Annotated in this window: 13 protein-coding genes; 7 read left to right on the forward strand and 6 right to left on the reverse strand. The window is 56.7% G+C overall.

Features of this window, described 5'->3' with window-relative positions:
- Positions 1 to 13 precede the first annotated feature (13 nt).
- Complete coding sequence (locus K6U75_05685; GenBank protein ID MCL6474526.1) at positions 14 to 520, forward strand: VanZ family protein; 507 nt, start codon at positions 14 to 16, stop codon at positions 518 to 520.
- On the opposite strand, the gene K6U75_05690 is transcribed toward K6U75_05685, so the two are convergent.
- The 6 genes from K6U75_05690 to K6U75_05715 all read right to left on the reverse strand — a co-directional run bounded on the left by K6U75_05690 (position 501) and on the right by K6U75_05715 (position 10,720).
- Entirely contained in the window at positions 501 to 1,436 is a 936-nt protein-coding gene (locus K6U75_05690) for a tetratricopeptide repeat protein (protein MCL6474527.1), read from the reverse strand. The genes K6U75_05685 and K6U75_05690 overlap by 20 nt on opposite strands.
- A gap of 188 nt (positions 1,437 to 1,624) precedes the next feature.
- Positions 1,625 to 4,516, reverse strand: a complete 2,892-nt coding sequence (locus tag K6U75_05695) for a DUF11 domain-containing protein (GenBank protein ID MCL6474528.1) — start codon at positions 4,514 to 4,516, stop codon at positions 1,625 to 1,627.
- 66 nt (positions 4,517 to 4,582) lie between these two features.
- Positions 4,583 to 5,686 carry a UDP-N-acetylglucosamine 2-epimerase (non-hydrolyzing) gene (wecB, locus tag K6U75_05700; protein ID MCL6474529.1) on the reverse strand — a complete coding sequence of 368 codons (1,104 nt, stop codon included), beginning with the start codon at positions 5,684 to 5,686 and terminating at the stop codon, positions 4,583 to 4,585.
- Positions 5,683 to 7,029 (reverse strand): glycosyltransferase, encoded by a 1,347-nt coding sequence (locus K6U75_05705; GenBank protein ID MCL6474530.1) that lies wholly within the window; start codon positions 7,027 to 7,029, stop codon positions 5,683 to 5,685. The genes wecB and K6U75_05705 overlap by 4 nt, the downstream gene beginning before the upstream one ends.
- On the reverse strand, positions 7,026 to 9,236 hold the full coding sequence (locus tag K6U75_05710; protein MCL6474531.1) for a heparinase II/III family protein: 2,211 nt from the start codon (positions 9,234 to 9,236) through the stop codon (positions 7,026 to 7,028). Before K6U75_05710 ends, K6U75_05705 begins: the two co-directional genes overlap by 4 nt.
- The gene (locus K6U75_05715; GenBank protein MCL6474532.1) at positions 9,233 to 10,720 is read right to left on the reverse strand and encodes an oligosaccharide flippase family protein; all 1,488 of its coding nucleotides are present in this window, start codon (positions 10,718 to 10,720) and stop codon (positions 9,233 to 9,235) included. Before K6U75_05715 ends, K6U75_05710 begins: the two co-directional genes overlap by 4 nt.
- Before the next feature lie 363 nt (positions 10,721 to 11,083).
- Here K6U75_05715 and K6U75_05720 point away from each other — a divergent pair, with 363 nt between their 5' ends.
- The 6 genes from K6U75_05720 to K6U75_05745 are packed head-to-tail and all read left to right on the forward strand — an operon-like array spanning position 11,084 to position 18,605.
- Complete coding sequence (locus K6U75_05720; protein MCL6474533.1) at positions 11,084 to 11,944, forward strand: exosortase/archaeosortase family protein; 861 nt, start codon at positions 11,084 to 11,086, stop codon at positions 11,942 to 11,944.
- Positions 11,941 to 12,624, forward strand: coding sequence for an EpsI family protein (locus K6U75_05725; GenBank protein MCL6474534.1), 684 nt, complete (start codon positions 11,941 to 11,943; stop codon positions 12,622 to 12,624). The genes K6U75_05720 and K6U75_05725 overlap by 4 nt, the downstream gene beginning before the upstream one ends.
- Before the next feature lie 5 nt (positions 12,625 to 12,629).
- Positions 12,630 to 15,032, forward strand: coding sequence for a polysaccharide biosynthesis tyrosine autokinase (locus K6U75_05730; GenBank protein ID MCL6474535.1), 2,403 nt, complete (start codon positions 12,630 to 12,632; stop codon positions 15,030 to 15,032).
- Complete coding sequence (locus K6U75_05735) at positions 15,029 to 16,078, forward strand: sugar transferase (GenBank protein ID MCL6474536.1); 1,050 nt, start codon at positions 15,029 to 15,031, stop codon at positions 16,076 to 16,078. Before K6U75_05730 ends, K6U75_05735 begins: the two co-directional genes overlap by 4 nt.
- Entirely contained in the window at positions 16,078 to 17,424 is a 1,347-nt protein-coding gene (locus K6U75_05740; GenBank protein MCL6474537.1) for an O-antigen ligase family protein, read from the forward strand. The genes K6U75_05735 and K6U75_05740 overlap by 1 nt, the downstream gene beginning before the upstream one ends.
- The gene (locus tag K6U75_05745; GenBank protein ID MCL6474538.1) at positions 17,424 to 18,605 is read left to right on the forward strand and encodes a glycosyltransferase family 2 protein; all 1,182 of its coding nucleotides are present in this window, start codon (positions 17,424 to 17,426) and stop codon (positions 18,603 to 18,605) included. The genes K6U75_05740 and K6U75_05745 overlap by 1 nt, the downstream gene beginning before the upstream one ends.

The raw sequence follows: 18,605 nt of genomic DNA on the forward strand, positions 1-18,605 counted from the left end.
CACAAGGAAACTGGTGAGCAAGACAGCACGTTTTCTCTGGTATGTGGGACCAATGGTGGCATGGATGGGGCTGATTTTCGCCATGTCCACCGAGATTGGCTCCGCTTCCCATACAGCCGGGTTGCTCTACAGGTTGCTGCAACGCTTTTTCCCCCACTGGCTGGCAAACGCCACACCAGAGCAGCTGTTCGAACTGCATTACTGGGTGCGTAAGGGAGCGCACTTTACGGAGTATCTCATCCTCACCGTGCTGGCGTACCGTGCTTTCCGCTATGGCGAAGCGTGGAGACACTGGCGTGCGCTGGGGTTCTCCGGTAGCTTCAGCATCCTGTATGCTTTTACAGACGAGTTTCATCAGGTGTTTTGGGCGTCGCGCACTCCTTCGTTGCGTGATGTGGGCATCGATGCGCTGGGAGTAATGACCGGTTTCATCCTGTTGGCGGTGCTTTACGCATGGCAGAACGTGCGGGAGGCGATGCACACCGCACCCATGGGGGCGACTACTCGCGCGATTGACTGACTTCGTCCCGCACGCGGCGCACGAAAACGGAGTCGTATGCCCCCAGTCTGCCCGCCTTGCGATAATGTGCGGCGGCGTGTTTCACCATGCCCATCCGCCGGTATGTGTCCGCGAGCAGGTAGTGGTAGCTCGGGTTATCGGGGTTCAGGCGTATCGCCTGACGGAAGGCGGACGCCGCTTTAGGCAGGGAGCCGGTGTGCAGGTGCATAATACCCAGACACGCACTGTAGTAATCGTCGTATGGGGCGAATACAGTAGCCAGATGCATCTCGTGCGCCGCCTCTTCGTACCGTCTCAGGCGGGCAAGCATGTCTCCGAGCGCGTAGTGATAGAAAGCGTCGGAATGCGCTGTCTGGACGCACAACACCATCTGTTCAATGGCTTCACGGATTTCACCATGTTCGAACAGCGTTTTAGCCAGGCGATAGCGATAGAACGGGTTCTGCGGGCTGAGGTCAACCGCCTTGCGGTATTCCGCAATGGCTACCTTGAGCAGGCCATAGCGACGGTATACCTCTCCGAGTCGGAAATGCGGCTCCGCCCGTCTGGGGTGGCTGCGTGCAGCCTTGCGGTAATGGCGCACTGCCTTAAAGGACATGTCCGCCAGCAGGTAAGCATCGGCGATGCGCATGTGCGCCTCTAACGAATCCGGGTTCGCCTGAATCATACGCCGGTAAGCGTTGATCGCTTCCTCCACGAGACCCTGCGCCAGCTGTTCGTCGCCTTCCCTGGCGGATTCTTCTGCCTCTTCGGCAGCGAGGTCAGACTCCAGGTTCGGGTGGTGGAGGTCGTTCTCGATCATTGCCTCCAGGCGAGCTGCCTCCTCTGGAGTCAGGGATTCTATCTCCAGCAGGTCTATTTCATCCAGCCACAGGTTCGGGTCATTGTCCAGCTCGTAAGGGTATTCTGTTCCCATCGTGCATCACCGTCGCGACTGCTCTTGTATAAATGATGGCATGTAATCCTCCGGGCAGAAGACGCACACCAATGCATTAAACCAAAAGAGCGGCTTCCATGTCAAGATGGACAGCAGGCTCCGTCCGGGGTAAGCAGTGGAGTGCAAATATGGGGGCGCGACCTTCGTTCTTGTAGAAAGCCATCAGTCTACCGAACCGTTGCTTCGAACTGCACTTTGGCGCTTCCGCCAGAGGCAATAGATAGCAGGGTAACCTGCACTCGCGAGGGGTCAGCAGGATCAGGTGCTGGAGAACCGTTCACTTTCAGGCTTCCCCGTCGGTAGCCTATGTTGTAGGGGAGGGGCACTGTGATTACTGCGTTCCTGACCTCCGTGGTGCCAGGATTAGACACTGTAACGGTAACTCGCAGCACTTCGCCCGGGCGTGGATTGACCTTGTCTGCGGAGATGGAAATCTGCAACCCGCCCGACGATTGTGAGGCATCTACCAGTATGGCACCTTCCATGCCTCTGAGGGTGATTTCAGTAATGGGCTCACCCAGCGTGCCGTCCCAGTTCACCCGACGGTACACTCCCGGCAGGGGATGAGTGGTCGCAGAAGCATCGCCGGTGTCCAGCGCATCGTACTTGCTGGTCATCTTCAGGAGAACCAGCCCCTTCGTGTATTTCCGCGCGAAGATGGTGTAGGTGGTCGACGGCCTGTTGGGGAGGGTACCGGATGCCAGCGCGAAAACATATGTTGGATAGACCGGCTTGCCTGCCAGCTTCGGGTAGTTGTTGTTCAAAAACGGTGAAGCGGTATCTCCTACCACGATGTTATCGGGGAAGCCTCCTCCTTCACGATACATCAACTGCACGGGCGTGAACCCCTCGGGTATATAGTTGGCAGGCTGCCCAATGTCCACCCGAAGCATTGCGGTTGGTTGAAAAGCCATTGGTTTCGGCATTTGACCGATGGAAGTGTCGATAACATCTGCACCGTACAGCGCCGTTTGCCAGATGTTCAGGTAGCTGCGCTGCGGGTGCTGTACCAGATAAAAGAAAGCCAGTGCATGTTCCTGAAACCGTTTCCAAGCTGCCGCGCCCGTACCCCCGCCGATGCGCTGAAGGGCATCGCCTGCCATGTTGAACTGGAGAACCTGTTCCAGCCCGGCTCCTGTTTCCATGCTAATATTGAGTAGGCGGCGACGAAAGGTGGTTTCGGTTGTTTGATAGACTGGACCCTGAGGATAGTGTTCATGTAGCACGTAGTCGTTATACAGGTGGGTGTAGAAACCGTTGTCCAGATAGGCTTGCTCATTCGGCAACGGAGCGAACACTTCATATGACGCGATGTTTCCGCCGACCTTTTTTCCGCTACGACGCAGGTAGCGGTGAACTTCCAGCCACATCTCCTCCCACTGCCGCGCATCGGAACGCTCTACTGCCGCAGACAACATGGGGGAGGGCTCAGAGACCACCATGCTGTCGCTGAACATTCCGTGCACTCTCTGGTCTGGATTTCCCAGATAAATCGCAGTGTAGTAATTCAGCATCACTTCGCGCAACTCGGTTCGTGTCCAGTTGATGACGTAGTTCAGTGCGCCCAGCCAGCCAACGCGAATCACCCGCGCCTGTGCCGGCCAGCGAGCGGTGGCTTGCTGGTTGACTAGGCTCGCCAATTCGTTGTCGTCCAAGTAACCGTCTCCGTCCCTATCGTTTCGCTCGTCCCATCCTGGTACAACGAGCCAGTATCGACTGGCGTAAATATCCTGACTGTTCAAGTTGCGCTCTCCTGCGCTTACGCCAGCAACGACGGCTGCAGTAGAGGGCGCCGTAGTGACCCTGATGCGGATCCAGTATCGTCGTGGTGCCTTACCCAAGTTCAGCTTGCCCGCAACCCATCCCGACGGAGTAGACCATGAAATTGTCCCGGATTGCCTGAGGCTCTGTGTTCCATCGTTGACCGATGGCAATGCGGACCATTCACTGACGAAGCCGTTGGGACCTATGCCGCGTGCATATTCCATCGAGTATGTGCCACCGACACCGGGTGAACGCAGCTGTATTGTCACCGACGTGACGCGCTCTGGAAAGCCAAGATATATCGCTTCGCCTATCGCTCTGACGCTCGGCAAGTATTGGTAATAGCCGGTCGTCCAGGCGGCTCGCAGGGATGGTCTGTTGGTTGGAGGCGTCACACACCGAATACGCACCCAGTAGTATTTGACAGGAAAGGCGGCGGCGGAGCTCATACCACAGCGCTTCCATTGCGTCCAGCGGTTGGGCATCCGAAAACGTATCCAACCGCTGCGAGATAATGCATTGGTACCGTCGGACACGATAACCAGAGGTGTCCATGACGCAGGCAGCTCGAAATTACTGTTGGTGAAGGCGGTTGCGCTCACAAACTCGAGAACATATTGCCCGCCGGAGACGGGCGGGTCCATCTCCAAGTAGATGCTATCGAAGGGTTCGGGCCGACCCAGTATCAGCGAACCGTTGGCTGTAGTTGGCAGTGCGAAGACCGTCTGTCCTTCACCACGATAGAGTGGTTCCGTCGGGAGTAGTTCCAGAATTGCGGTACCTTCTTGTCTCCACACAGACAAAATTTCGTCCTCGTACAATTTGACAGAAAAATCTTGCCACAGGTAGTCTGTGCCGACATGGAAGAAAGCCGCTTCAGGGTTCAGTCCGCGTGCGAGGTAATAGTTCTCGATTTGGATGATGCGGCCGTTTATCCATCCCGAATTCCACCGCCCCACGTGGCTGTAATTAGGGTGTAAGGGGTTGAGGTCAGTGTGAAACCACTCATCGTAGAGGGTGAAACGGATATTAGAATTGGTTTCTACCATGAGGTTCCAGTCGGTAGAATTGTACGTCGGGGATGCCCCCAGCATCCAGTCTCCATGAGCAGCTATCCAGCGCGTGATGTCGTCCTTGCTCATCCCACCAGCGGGCCAGCCGCCGTCAGGTCCCTCACGAACGAGATACCATGCCCACCTGGCAGACGGAAAAACCTGTGCGGACTGCTGACCATTGGCAACCACTAATAGAAACACCAGCAACAGAAGCAGCGGAATAGCCTTCACCGTACGCACTGCAACTCACACCCCCTGCAGGTTGTTCCACAAACGCGGGGTAGTCTCACAGGAGGACGGTTGAGGTTACCTTCCCTGCCACAGCGTTACCAGTGTTGCCACGATACGCTGCGCGGCGCGTCCATCCCATCCTTCCGGCACGGCATAGGAGGCGTTTGGTTGCCCTGAGAGTACCCTGTCCAGTACAGTGGCGACGGACTCCGGGTTGGTGCCCACAAGATGATTGGTTCCTTGCGTCAGGGTAATCGGACGTTCCGTGTTTTCCCGCAGGGTGAGGCAGGGTATACCCAGCACGGTGGTCTCTTCCTGGATGCCACCCGAGTCGGTTAGCACCACACGTGCCGAGCACATGAGGCGCAGGAAGTCGAGATAGCCTAAAGGTTCGGTGAGCGTTACTCCAGCCTCTACCAGTTGTTGCACTTGTTCACCCAGCCGTGTCCGCGTGCGTGGGTGCAAGGGGAACACCACGTTTATGCGCTGCTGTGTCGAGAGAATGATTTCCAGCATTCGGTGCAAGGCGTCTTCGTTGTCAACGTTGGATGGGCGGTGCAGGGTCATCACCGCGTACTCTTTCTCCCGGATGCCTAACCTGTTCAATATCGTGGATTTCTGGACGGCTTGCTCGCGGTGTGCTAGCAGGGTGTCTACCATCACGTTACCCACAAAGAATATCCTTTCAGCGGGAATACCTTCCCTCAGCAGGTTCGCATCGGCATCCCGGCTCGAGGTGAAGAGGTAATCTGATATTGCATCGGTGGCAATTCGGTTAATCTCTTCGGGCATACTGCGGTCCTCGCTGCGCAATCCAGCTTCCACATGCGCTACCCGTATGCCCAGCTTCACGGCTACCAGAGCGCAAGCCAGCGTGGAATTGACGTCACCTACGACCACCACCACGTCCGGTTGATGCTTGAGCAACACGGGCTCAAAAGCGATCATGACCTTCGCCGTCTGCTCGGCGTGGGTACCCGAACCTACTCCCAGAAACTCGTCGGGTTGTGGAAGACCCAGCTCGGCAAAAAAGACATCGGACATGTTTGGGTCGTAGTGCTGTCCTGTGTGTACCAGAACAACGTCGAGGTCGTCTCGGTGCTGGGCGGCATGCCAGATAGGTGCCACTTTCATAAAGTTAGGGCGTGCACCTGCTACCAGCATCAATCGCAAACTCATGGTGATGTCTCCTGAAAACGGTCAACAGCCTCTTTGATCCATCCAGCGAGCTGTTCCGTCAACGATGAGTATCTAAAAGGCGTCAAGTAATCGGAACGGTCGCAGAATAACTCACCCCTGCTATATTCGTGCCATAACTGCTCCATCGTTTGATGTACTTGCTCCGCATTTTGCGCGATATAGCACTGCGGCATGTTTTGCAGTAGCCTGCCCGTGGCGCTGTTGCTCTCCGTCATGGTAATAATCGGCTTACCGGTTGCCAGATACTCATATACCTTGCCGGGCACCTGCATCGGTTGCTGTTGGGCAAGCAGCAATAAAGCCTCGCATCGCTCCATGATTGCCGGCACTTCTGTTCTCGACACAGGAGGATGAACCTGTACGATCTCACTGATGCCAAACTGGCTGGCGATGCCCCCGACGTCTTCCACGCTTTCGCCATAGAACAGCAGCTCCAGACGCTTCTTGTTCTGCGGATTCGCCTGCAACCACAAGCTTACTCCTTTCAAAAAGTCATACGTGGTGCGACAGCCGTAAATAGTGCCAAAGTGACCAATGACCAGCTTGTCTGAGCGGACATATTGGGTTTGTGCAGATTGTACGGTGTCTGTGATGCCGTTGGGCAGAACGCGCACCTTTCCTGCCACCCAGGGGTACTCGTTTTCAAAGTGTTCTCGGAGAACAGGGGTGTTTGCAACGACGATGTTTGCCCTTTGCAGGCACTGGTCGAGAGCCTTTTGATGCCAGCGGCGGACTACAGGACATTTGATGGTGGTGCGCCAGCCCTCCACAAGGGTTATCCACGGGTCGCGCATGTCCATAATCCACGGTAAGCGGTATCTTTCGGCAACGGCGCGGGCGATGAGACTGCAGGTACGCGGAGGGGAGGTGCTGTAAACAGCGCCGAACGATACCTGCTGGACCAGCTCATGCACAGCTCGCATTGCCGGATCATACCAGCCGGCATACCGGTCGGGGTACTCCAGCATCTCCAGAAGGCAGCTGAGCAGTAGGGGCTTTCGTCGTAACCCTGTCCCGGACCGAGCAGTGTTGCCGTCTCCCGCTTTACGTGTTTGTTCTAGCCTTAAAAGAGCCTTCATTTTATCTACGAATAGCCGGATGTTATCATATCGGGCTGGATGTACTGCAGTGCGAACGATTCGTTCGTCCGGAATATCCGCTGGCTGAAAGTCCGGATTCAGCTGGCGTGCGTGCTCCGGTCTAACGGTCAACACCCAGGTTTGTATCCCGAACTGCGGAAGTAACCGTGCGAACTCATAGGGACGCACTGCCCCTATCGCTCCGTCCGGCGGAAAGTGGTATGCGATGACAAGCAGATTCACAGTAACGCCTCCTCTAAAACGGCTGGCTCATCCAGCACCACACCGTAGCCCGGCGAAAAGTTTAGTCGGTTCCGGGCGTACGTGAAGTCAAACCCGCTTTTCCCCGAAACATCTTCCGCGAGATCGATACAAATGACCTCCTCATCACCTATCGTAATCATGCGATGTATCGGAAACCCGAAGCCTGTATGCCTGACAAGAATGCCTTCCTCCCCGAAGTACAGGCACTCGGCGTGAAACGAATCCACGTGTTCGAAGACTCGTTTCGAAAGACGACCCGGCTCCTTACCCTGCCATGCGGGGGTGAAGTGAGCATGTATGGAACGGTAGCGGTTCCTCATCTCCGGTAGCGCTCCATACAGGTACGTGCCGGGGTCCCGAATGATGTCTCGCCCATCCATCCACAACTCGATGTGCATCTGGTCGTTGTGCGCGTGTCCCCACCGCTGACCGGACTTTTGCCTGCCGCAGCGGACGAGAAGATACAATCCCGATGACCGGAAGAGATATACCCCAAAATCCGCAAACATGCAAAGGCGCAACCCGCTGCGCAAGCCGCCTCCCGTGGTTTTGAAGCGGTGCTCCTTTCTCTGGGGCGTCTGTTCCGCTTTTTTCCGAAAGGCTTCCCAGACCTCTAGTTTGCCGGCACGGGCTTTCTCTTCCTCCCGCCCTACCGGCACCGGTAGCCGGTAAAGTGACAAAACCGTAGAGACAGCCCACTCTAAGGGACACCGCTTTGCATACGGTTCGAAGGCTTCATCGCCAAACAGACCACAGGCAAAACCCAGCAGGTGGGAGTGGTCTAGCGTGTCCTCGTAAATATGTGGGGCACTGTCGGGGAGTTCTTCAAAATCGCGCAAGGTGAGAGTATGCTCCTTGGCCTCCTTCACAGTCATGACCCGCCACGCCGCTTGCAACTTGATGAACCTGCCGCTATCGTTATCTCCTATCTGCGCCACCTGACCATTCGGCTTGGTGATGCGCCACGTAAAGCGTGCCATCCGATGCACGCGGTCTGCATACCACTCCGGGAATGGGTGAGTATGCTCTCCATCGCCTGCTGGGTAGAGCGGCATCGGTGCTGGCTTCAGTCGCCGAACAAGCCGATGGTCGTATCTGCTGAGCGCTTCACGCTTCTCTGCAGGTAGACCAAGCACCAGAGCAGTACACCACATCACTATCTCCGCGCTTAGCCGATGGTAGCAGGTGGATGCCTCGAAATTGCTCCCGTCCGCGTGAAACTGGTAATCGACCTCGGTGATTAATTCCTGCACTGCAAACGCCAGGACAGCGTCGGTAAGCGGTGTGCTCGGCAGATACGCTGCACAAAACAACAACCCTGCGATGTTCGCCAGATAGTGGTTGTTGCGGTAACGGGGTGACCATTCTAAGTGGTGCAAAATGTGCCAGAAGTGCTCATGAACGCCACGAGACAGAAGAAGCTTAAACTCATCATCAAACACGGTTCCGCAAGCGGAAAACAGGTCATATGCGACCAACCAATTAACGACCCGGATCGCCACGTCCATGGAGCAGTACCAGTTCACACCGTATCGCGGAGGGTTGGTCGCCATGAAGTCCAGCACCTGATTGCGGAACTCGCGGGCATAAACTTCGGCTGGTTCAAAACCTGCCTCGCCCCTGCGGGCGAGCGCGCAGGCAATAGCGAGGTGTGGGAGATGCTGCATCCGCGATAGTTCCCAGGGAACCTTGATGTCTGCTCCCTTGGCAGGTGAGACGGGAACCAGTTTGAACCACGTGTTTTCGTCCCAACGGTAGCCGGACTTGACATCCAGTTGCCAGTCAATGGGTGTGTAATCTCCCTGAATGAGCTGCCATATTTGACGAGACTGATGAAGGTTGCCCGGCGAGACCCTGCCTTTGAGCCACTCCGCTCCTGCATCTGCGCGGACGTGACTGCCCTTGTCGTATCGGTATCCCTCCACACCCCGGCAGTGCATCCCGTGTTTCACCTGCACCCATCCCGAACCGAGCACGTCGAAACGGTGCTGCAGGTAGTAGCTGGAGAGAAGAGCGTATACCCTGGCATCCTCTGCAGGCAGATGGAAATCTGACATTCCGGATAGAAAGCGGTTCAACGTGTCTCCAGAATAGCCGATGGCATAAGTGCACTTGCCGTATTCCCAAGCAGATTGCAGCGAGTATACGGCTTTTTTCAATGTCTTTTTGATGCCAAGACCTGTCATTTCTTAGTGCTCCCGTTGTTCATGCGGGATTGCAGGTTAGAGCGAAGCCGATGCCAGAGGCGCACGCACATTCTCTCGAAGATTCGCTCACTCAGCCGGTCATTGATATAGGCGACAGTTGCCAAAAAGATTGCTGCAGTCGCCACGAGCCGAATACCTGTGCTGGGGTCGCCTTGCATACGCAGTAAGGCATCCCCACAGGCGGAAGCAATCAGGAGTAGAATAGCGAAGGATATTGCGTGTATGTCCTGCCGCACAGGCATGGTCTTCTCTGACCAAACGAGACATGTCAGGGAGAGACAGACGAAGGAAAGGAGGGTCATGATGGCGGCTCCCCATGCCCCGTAGCGGGGGATGAACCATGCGTAGCCCAGCAAGCTTGCCCCTGCAGTGAGAAGATGTGCCTTTGCTACCACTTCAGTCCGGTTGGCTAGACGCGCGCCGACGCTCCAGGGGATGTGGGCGGCAAAGAACCAGCATCCGGCAGCGATGAGCGAAACATACTGACTTGCTTGCCAGAAGCGGGGAGCGGACATCAGCCTCAGCACGATTTCCGTGCAGAGGATAAGGGTTCCGGCAATCATCGCGAGCACCACAAGCACCATCGCCCCGGCGCGTCGGATGGATGACGTGTCCTGACTGCCCGTTGCTGTGGAAAACACCCAGGGATACCACGCTGTTACTACTACGCGCATGGAGATACTGACCAGCATGCCGAAACGGTATGCCAGAGAGTACAACCCCAGTTCGCTTTCAGTCGCATAGCGGGCGAGAAAGAAGCGATCGCTGTAGTGCAGAATGAATTGAGAGAGTGTAGCCGGGACCAGCGGCAGACCGTACCTCAATACCGAACGCAACCATGAGGTGTCCAGCAGGATTCCGTATTTTCTGCGCACGGCGATGCCTAGCAAGGTAGACCAGGCTGCCGCATTGATGAAGTTGCTCATCGCCACGCCCCACACGCCCCAGCGGAGCACCACCACGAGGATAATGTTTGCGGTCACCTGAGTCAGGAGTCTGCACAGGGAGATGCCTGTAAAACGCCATGGCTTACCTTCGGCACGCCACAGTGTCAGAGGCAGCTCCGCCAGGTTATGCAACAACGATGCGAGCAGCCAGACCGCCACGTAGGCAGAGTACCGCTCGTGTCCAAAGGCGAGGCGTGCGAGCTGGGGAGCCAGGGGCAAGCTCAGCGTGCAGCCGACCACAATAACCAGCAGGTTGAACGAAAAGGTGGTGGCAATCAAACGGCGGCGTTCTTCCTCGGTTTGAGCAAGGTAGTAATGACGCAGTAATGCTTCTGCCAACCCCATTGCCAGAAGAAGGTTGATGACGTCCGTAAGACGGGTAATTGTTTCGATGACACCGTAGTCCGCAGGCGATAATACCCGCGTGTATATCGGTATCATAATGAAGCCTACCAGCTGGGTGGCAATTACTCCAACCGCGTAGACGGCGGAGTCTTTAACCAGGGACCTTAGCATGTTGCTAACGCGTTCTCACCTTTCGCCCATCGGGGTGTCGGTCTTGATCCTCAGCAGAAAGGTTCCGGTTGACCGCAGTGCTTTCTGCCCGTCCATCATACCGTAGCGTGCAATGGTTGTCAAGGCAGCTTGTATTGTGGAATACTTCACAAAAACAGTACAAGCCGCTCGTAATTTTGCTGGTTTTATCTGAAAAAGTTTGAAAATTTCCCGTTCAAGAGGGCATGTATCTTCAGGAATGGTACGAATCTTGCATTATGTATAAGTGGGGAATAAACGGGGCGGTAGACCCCGTGGCGATCAAACGGGTAGTATTGTGAATGTGGTTCGCGCGACCTTGATGCGAATGAAGGAGTGAGGTGTATGGAAGTAGAAGCGGTACAAAGGCAAGAGGTGCCGGCATATACCCATCGCTTGCAACTGGCTCTATTCATCGTTACATTACTGCTTTTCATCGGTTTCTTCTGGCCGAGTATTGTCTTTCTCATCGACCGATGGTCACAGAGCGATGAGTTTTCGCATGGCTTTCTGGTACCGCTGGTCAGCCTGTTCATTCTGTGGCGCAAGAGGGAGGTGATTCGTGAGACACCGTTGCAGGCATGTGTGTGGGGGCTGCCAGTGCTGGGGCTTGCCCTGCTGATGCAAATCGCCAGTGAATGGGCATCGGTAGCGTTTTTGAAAGCTCTTGCGCTGCCGATGGCGATAGGTGGGCTGGCGTGGTATCTCGCAGGCACGCGCATGATGCGAGTGGCTTTGTTCCCTTATCTCTTTCTTTACTTCGCGGTGCCCTGGCCTGACTTCGCCATCGAGTTGCTGAGCGTTCCCTTGCAGCACTTCAGCGCTGCGGCATCCACCATGTTGTTGGGCGTACTCGGAGTGCCCATCGAGCGCGACGGAGTGCATATGTGGACGCCGCGCTTTAATGTGGAGGTGGCGGTTCCCTGCAGTGGTATTCGGTCGATGGTAGCCATTCTCGGTATTGCGGCACTGGTGGGGTATTTGACACAGGGCAGGTTGTGGGCGAAGGGTGCAGTGTTTCTGGCAGGTATCCCCATCACGATGCTGGCGAATGTGCTGCGTATCGCAGCCATTGTCGTGATGGGACATTACATCAATGAGAAGTTCGCCATGACCTTTTTCCATGACTATTCGTCGCCGTTTCTGTTTTTTATCTCGGCGTTAAGCCTGCTGGGTGTCAAAAAACTGATGGAGAAGGTACAATGAAAGAGTATCGTCCCAATCTATGGATAGTCATCGTGATGATGCTGGTGGCGTGGGGCATGGTGGGGTATGCCCGCCAGGCAGAGAACCGTGTCATCACATTCCCCATCGATGTGAATCAGGTACCTGAGACCATCGCGGGCTTCCGCATGGTGGAACAGCAGGAGCTGGATGACCTGTCGAAACAGATGTTGACGCCGGATGCCTATATTGTGCGCAACTACGCCAACGCGGCAGGCTATCCGGTGAACGTGCTGGTCATCTACGGGCACCAGAAGAACACCTTCCATTCGCCTGGCTACTGCCTGCCGGGCGGTGGATGGGCGATACAGAAGAAGGATGTGGAACGATTATCGATGGTTGCTCCCGACGGACGGTCGTTCCAGGCGGAGATGAATCGTTTCTTGTTACAGAAGGGTGTGCAGAAACAGGTAGTGCTGTACTGTTTCGTGGAAGGTGGGCGTGTCACGCCCAGTATCTTCCGTCACAACTGGTATCTTTTGCAGGACAGGTTGTTGCATCGCCCGGCGATGGGGGCGTTGCTGCGAATCATCGTGCCCGTTGCCGATAATGAGGAACAGGCAGCGGAGATCGCGCGGGCTTTCGCCCGCGAGCTGGTACCCATCGTACAACATCAGCTGGTCGGGAAGCAAGTGGAAACAAGCGCGCGAAGGAGTGAGTGAAAGCGATGAATTCGGTCATCATGAGCGAAGCGAGCACCAATCAGTGGGACTTCTGGCGGATATACCGCATTTTGCGCAAGCGTATCTGGTTGATACTGGCTGCGGTCATTATCACCGTCGGCACGGCGGTGGTGGGCTTACAGTTCTTCGGCAGGCAGTATATCGCCTATCGCTACGTGCAGCCTTCGGAGAGTATTCTGCGCCCGCCAGGGGATCGAGCCAGCAGTGAGGAGCGCGGGGCGCGTGACCGCAAGTTAGCGACGTTGCTGCAGCTGGCGAACTCGCCGGGAGTGGCGGAAATGGCTATGACCATGACGTACGCGGATATCTCCGCCGCAGGAGAAGAGGTAGCCCCTGGGCGTGCCAGTGTTGCGGTGCTCAGTGACGTCGGACTGACGCGCGAAGAAATCGTGGAGATGCGTCAGAAAAACAGGATTCAGGCGCAGGTGAACACAGCGTCTGGCGAATCGGGGCGAGTGAATACAGACCTCATTGTGTTTGTCGCGAGGGCTCCAAACCCACAACAGGCGAAGGCTATCGTGGACACCTTCACCGTTGCCTTCAAGCGGTTCTACGAAGAATACAGCCGCCAAAGCTTGCGAGCCAACGTCAACTTCCTCAAGCGGGAAGTGGAAAGCGCTCGGGCGAAGCTGGACGCAAAGGAGAAGGAACTCAAGGAGCTGCGCCAGCAGAAGGGTATCGTCGACCTGCAGTCGGCAGTGCAGGGTGACTATTCGATTCTCACACCGTTGCGCCAGAAAGCCGAGGAGTTACAAACTCAACTTGCTTCCACTCGCACGTTGCTAGCCGAGAAGCGCCGGCAGTTTGCGCAAACACCAGAAACCCTACCCGACCCCGCGGGCAAAACGGTGGCTGCTCAGGAGCTGGAAAAGGAGCTGGCGACGCTCACCACCCAGTACACCAGCATGAGAGGCACCTACACGGAAGAGAACCCCATTATGCAGCAGCTGCAGCGACGTATCCGAGAGGTGCAGCAAAAGCTGCAAGAGGAGGAACGGAATCGTCCCCGCGTAACAAACGCTGCTTATCTGAGCCTGCGGGAAGAGATACGCACGCTGGAGGCAAAAGAGCGTGCCCTCGCCACCGAGCTGGCGCAAACACTAGCGCAGGTCTCGAAATACGAGCAGCGTTTGGCGGGTTACCGAGGGCTGGATGTGGACATTCAGGCTGCGACCGCGGACTATCAGATGCTGCTGGACAGCTACAACAGATTATTCAATCAGTATCAGGCGGCGCTACTTAACCTGAACGCCAACACGGAGAGCTTCATCACCCTGATGGGACAGACCTCGGTGGAAGGTCCGGTACGCGCCGGACCCAACCCGATGCAGGTGATTATCGCGGCGATTTTGCTGAGCCTGTTCCTGGGCATCGGGATTGCGGTGGGGCTAGAGGTAGTGGATAACACGGTGAAGACCACCGCCGATGCGCAGCAGCTAATCGGATTGCCGGTGACAGGGGTCATCCCGCGGTTGGAGAGCGGAGACAGCTACGTGCTGCCCAAGATTACGCACGTGCTGCCGGCGTCGCCGCACGCGGAGTCCTACCGCTTCGTGGGTGAGGACATCCTGTTGACACTGGAAGAGCATCCCAATATCCGTTCCATCATGGTGGCGACGGTGCGCCCCGGTCAGGGAGGAACCTCCACTATTGCCAACCTGGCTATCACACTGGCGCAGGGTGGCAAGCGGGTGATTCTGGTGGACGGCGATATGCGCAGACCGTCGCTGCACAAAGTGTTCAACGTCAGCAACGATGTGGGATTGAGTTCCGTGCTGTCGAACGGACTGCAAATCGCGGAGGTGCTCCGCCCCACGGAGGTGGACAACCTCGTGCTGGTACCCGCCGGCCCGATACCCAAGAACCCGTGGCAGCTGCTGCGTTCGCAGAAGATGCAGGAGGTGGTGGACGCGCTGGAACAGAGCTGCGACATCGTGCTGTTTGACACACCCAGCGCGGCAGTGTTCGCCGATGCCTCCGTGATGGCATCGCTGGTGGATGGCGTCGTGGTGGTTGTCCGCGCCAACCATATCCCGCGCGGCAGCGAGCTGCAGGTGCGCCACCTGCTGAACAAGGCAAAGGTGCGGTTGTTGGGCGTGGTGCTGAATGACGCCGCGCCGGAGATGGTGGACAGCTACTATTACCACAGCCACTATTATCACACGAACGGCAAAGGCGAATTGCCTCCGCCGAGCAGTGGGAAACCGTCTTCGGGGGCGAAGCCGGTAACGGTTCGGCAGGCGAAGAGCCGGCGGGTCAGCGCCCCGAAGGCCGAGAAACCGGCAGAAACGGAGAAAACACATATTGTGCCGGTAGACCCCAACGCACGGGTAGAGGTGCGCAGGGAAGACGTGTTGGGCAAAGAGGAGAGCGGAGGGCGTGTATGAGAGAATCCCGTGCAGAAGCCGCTGTTTGGAAGCAGCAGCCCGCGAAGGAGGCAGATCAGTCGCTTCTGGCTTTGTCACAGGAGAGTGAAATGGCAGGCAAGCGAAGAGTGCTCATTGTAGGGGCGGGCGAAGTGGGGCATCAGCTGGCTCGCACTCTACAGGATGCGGGATATGACGTTGTCGGCTTTGTGGATGACGAGGTAGAGAGCGTCCTGGGAGGGTTGCGGGTGCTCGGGTGCCGCACGGATATCGAACGCCTCGTGAAGGAGCACGATATCGACGAAGTGTTGATTGCCTATGCTCCTACGTGGCAACAGCGGCTGGCAGAGATGTTAGTAAGCAACGGGCACCGTCGCGTTCAGATAAAGGTGGTACCGAATATCGTGGACATCGTGTTGAGTGGGCCGGTAGCCGACAGGGTGGGCGATATACCTGTAGTGGACATCACGCCGCGCCTGCCGTCAAAGCGGCTTCTGCTTGCGAAACGGGTGTTTGACGTGCTGTTCGCCTCGGTTGGGCTGCTCGTTAGCTTCCCGTTCTTGCTGCTGGCCGCCATCGCAATCAAGACGACTTCTCCAGGACCAATCATCTACAAACAGGAGCGCGTCGGAAAGGACGGCAAGATTTTCTACATCTTTAAGTTGCGGACCATGGTTGCAGATGCGGAGAAGGTTTCTGGTCCCGTGCTGGCAAGTAAAGGAGACCCTCGTATCACTACGGTGGGACGTATCTTGCGGGCGACGAAGTTGGACGAAGTGCCGCAGTTCGTTAATGTGTTGCTGGGTAACATGAGCATCGTCGGCCCTCGCCCTGAGCGCCCCAAGTTCGTGGAGGAGTATCGGGAGCGCATCCCGCACTACGATGAACGTCACCGTATCAAACCCGGCATCACCGGCTGGGCGCAGGTGATGGGCGGGTATCATACGACGGTCTATGACAAACTGCGCTACGATTTAATGTACCTGTACCACATGTCTCTGTGGCTTGATTTGAAGATTCTTCTCCTGACCGTCTGGACGATATTGAAGCGTCGGGAGGGATGCTGATGAGCACGCAGGTTGGCGTGCCATCTGCTCAGCGTGTACCCATTGCCTGGGCGGTTACAGTCGCAGTGGCGTTCGCTGCAGGGGTTGCGCTCCTGCTGGTACCAGTGGAATTCGTCTTTGGCGTGGTGCTTGCACTTATCGCTGCTTGTGTGTTTCTGTTCAGTCCGTATGCAGGAGCAGTCACGTTCATAGCTTTCTACTACCTGAGACCGGTAGACCTTGTTCCCCAGCTGGGCATGCTGCGGCTGCCTCTGTTCATCGCCAGTGTGACCTCCACCGGCTTGTTCGTGCGGCTGTTGCTCAATCGTCAGAAACTCATCGAGGGCTGGTATGTGAAATGGTTTCTCGCCCTGTGGGGAGTCATGCTGATGTCAGTGCCTCTGTCTCTGTACCGCTCGCAGTCGCTATCCGGGGCGCAGGACTTTCTGAAGAGTGTGGCAATGGTCTGGATGATTTACATGGCAGTGCGCAGTGAGAAGCAGCTGACGTTTGTGGTGCGAATGTTGGGCTGGATGGCGTTATGGTTGGCAGGGTCTACCATATACAACTACAGAACTGGTCAGGTAGAGACGAGTGGTGATCTCACACGCGCTGGCGCCGAGTCCAGTATGCTAGGCGACCCCAACGACCTGGCTGCCTATATCCTGATGCTGTTTCCGCTGTGTTACTATCTGTTCTTCAATGACCCGAAGCGGTGGCTGAAAGTGGTTTACGGACTCGCTATGGTCGCCATTCTGGTCGCAGTGGTGTATACCGGATCGCGCGGTGGCTTTTTGGGGCTGATTGTCCTGCTGTTTCTGTTATGGTTACACTCGAAACGCAAAGTCGTGGGTTTATTCATCGGTTTGGCGGTGTTTAGTGCGGTGTGGTTCGCAGCGCCATCAGAGTACCGTGAGCGGATGCGGTCGATCACCAATTATCAAGAGGACGAATCCGCTATGAACCGCGTGGAGTATCGCAAAGCTGCGGTGCGGATGTTTAAGCATAACCCATTTACTGGTATCGGCTACAAGAACTTCCCCGATTTTGCGCGCCAGTTTGGGGCACCAGGTTCGCAAACAACGCATAACATGTATTTTTTGGTATTGGGCGAGCTGGGTGGACTTGGCTTGCTGGTGTTCCTGACCATCTGGATACGCAGTTTGCTGGCTGCACGGCAGCTGGCGAAGGCGCAGCACTGGTTACTCCACGCCCTTGGAATGGGCGCCCTCATCGGCTTAATGGACCTGATGGTGACGGGATACTTCTTATCCATCTCTTATTATCCCTACCACTTCATCCTGATGGCACTGGTAGCCGCGGCGCAGGCGCATCTGTTGCCGCGCGTGCGGGAAGGGACAGCGTAATGTGGTGGGTTATTGGCATCTGTTTTGCTTTCGTAGTTTATACTTACGCAGCCTATCCATTGTTGCTTTGGCTTCTGGGCAAAATTCGACAGCGAGAGCATGAGACCTTCGGCTCTGACGCGGATTTGCCCACTGTAACGGTGGTCATTGCCGCTCATAACGAAGAGAGCAACATCGCGGGACGGCTTGAGAACGTTTTAGGTTCGGACTATCCGCCAGACAAACTGAACGTCGTGGTTGCCTGTGATGGTTGTACCGACAACACGGCGGCAGTGGCGTCGAAGTACGAGCGAGTGCAGGTGCTGGAGATTTCTCCGCACCGTGGCAAGGCGGTTGCCCTGAACGAAGCGGTGCGACGCGCCACGGGCGAGGTGATTGTCTTCGCGGATGCCCGCCAGCGGTTCGCTCGCGATACGATACGTCAACTGGTTACATCTCTGCGCCACAACGGCGTGGGGGCAGCCGGGGGGGACCTGATTCTGATAGACTTCGCTGGCGCACCGCAGGCGATGGGCGCGTACTGGCGCTATGAGAAGTTGGTTCGGGGACTAGAGGCGCGCGTGGATTCGCCGATACAATGTAGCGGGGCTATCTACGCCATCTACCGACGGCTTTTCGTGCCGATGCCGGAAGGACTGGTGCTGGACGACATGTGGGTGCCGCTGCATATTCGTCTCCAGGGGTTCCGCATTGCCCTTGCTTCGGAGGCAAAGGCTTATGATGCGGTCACCCCCTCCTACGAACGCGAATTCAAACGCAAGGTGCGTACGCTGGCGGGCAACTATCAGCTGATCTGGGCAGCGCCATGGCTGCTGCTGCCCTTTGTGAACCCGCTGTGGTGGCAGTTCATCTCGCACAAGGTGTGCCGCCTGCTGGTGCCGTATGCGCTGATAGCCATGTATGGCGCGTCGTGGGCGTCGCTGGGCAAACCATACGGGGCCGCACTGGTGTTGGCGCAGACCGCATACTACCTGCTGGGTGCGGCGGCGTGGCTGTTCCCCGCGCTGGCGCGACGGTTCCGGCTGGCGGGGCTGGCGGGCTCGTTCCTGAGCCTCAACGCGGCGGCGGCGGTGGCGCCGTTCGCCTTTATGCTGGGCAAGGGGCGGGTGCGCTGGGAACGCTCGCCCATGATCTCACCACAAACCACCACCGACGAAGGGCAAAAGGTGAGGACGTATTAG

Source organism: Bacillota bacterium, from assembly GCA_023511455.1.
In the GTDB taxonomy this organism is placed as follows: Bacteria; Armatimonadota; HRBIN16; order HRBIN16; family HRBIN16; genus HRBIN16.

Excerpts from the sequence above, each read along its gene's own strand:
- K6U75_05690 (MCL6474527.1), bottom strand. The coding sequence starts at position 1,436 with ATGGGAACAGAATACCCTTACGAGCTGGACAATGACCCGAACCTGTGG.
- wecB (MCL6474529.1), bottom strand. The coding sequence starts at position 5,686 with ATGAGTTTGCGATTGATGCTGGTAGCAGGTGCACGCCCTAACTTTATG.
- K6U75_05710 (MCL6474531.1), bottom strand. The coding sequence starts at position 9,236 with ATGACAGGTCTTGGCATCAAAAAGACATTGAAAAAAGCCGTATACTCG.
- K6U75_05715 (MCL6474532.1), bottom strand. The coding sequence starts at position 10,720 with ATGCTAAGGTCCCTGGTTAAAGACTCCGCCGTCTACGCGGTTGGAGTA.
- K6U75_05720 (MCL6474533.1), top strand. The coding sequence starts at position 11,084 with ATGGAAGTAGAAGCGGTACAAAGGCAAGAGGTGCCGGCATATACCCAT.
- K6U75_05725 (MCL6474534.1), top strand. The coding sequence starts at position 11,941 with ATGAAAGAGTATCGTCCCAATCTATGGATAGTCATCGTGATGATGCTG.
- K6U75_05730 (MCL6474535.1), top strand. The coding sequence starts at position 12,630 with ATGAATTCGGTCATCATGAGCGAAGCGAGCACCAATCAGTGGGACTTC.
- K6U75_05735 (MCL6474536.1), top strand. The coding sequence starts at position 15,029 with ATGAGAGAATCCCGTGCAGAAGCCGCTGTTTGGAAGCAGCAGCCCGCG.
- K6U75_05740 (MCL6474537.1), top strand. The coding sequence starts at position 16,078 with ATGAGCACGCAGGTTGGCGTGCCATCTGCTCAGCGTGTACCCATTGCC.
- K6U75_05745 (MCL6474538.1), top strand. The coding sequence starts at position 17,424 with ATGTGGTGGGTTATTGGCATCTGTTTTGCTTTCGTAGTTTATACTTAC.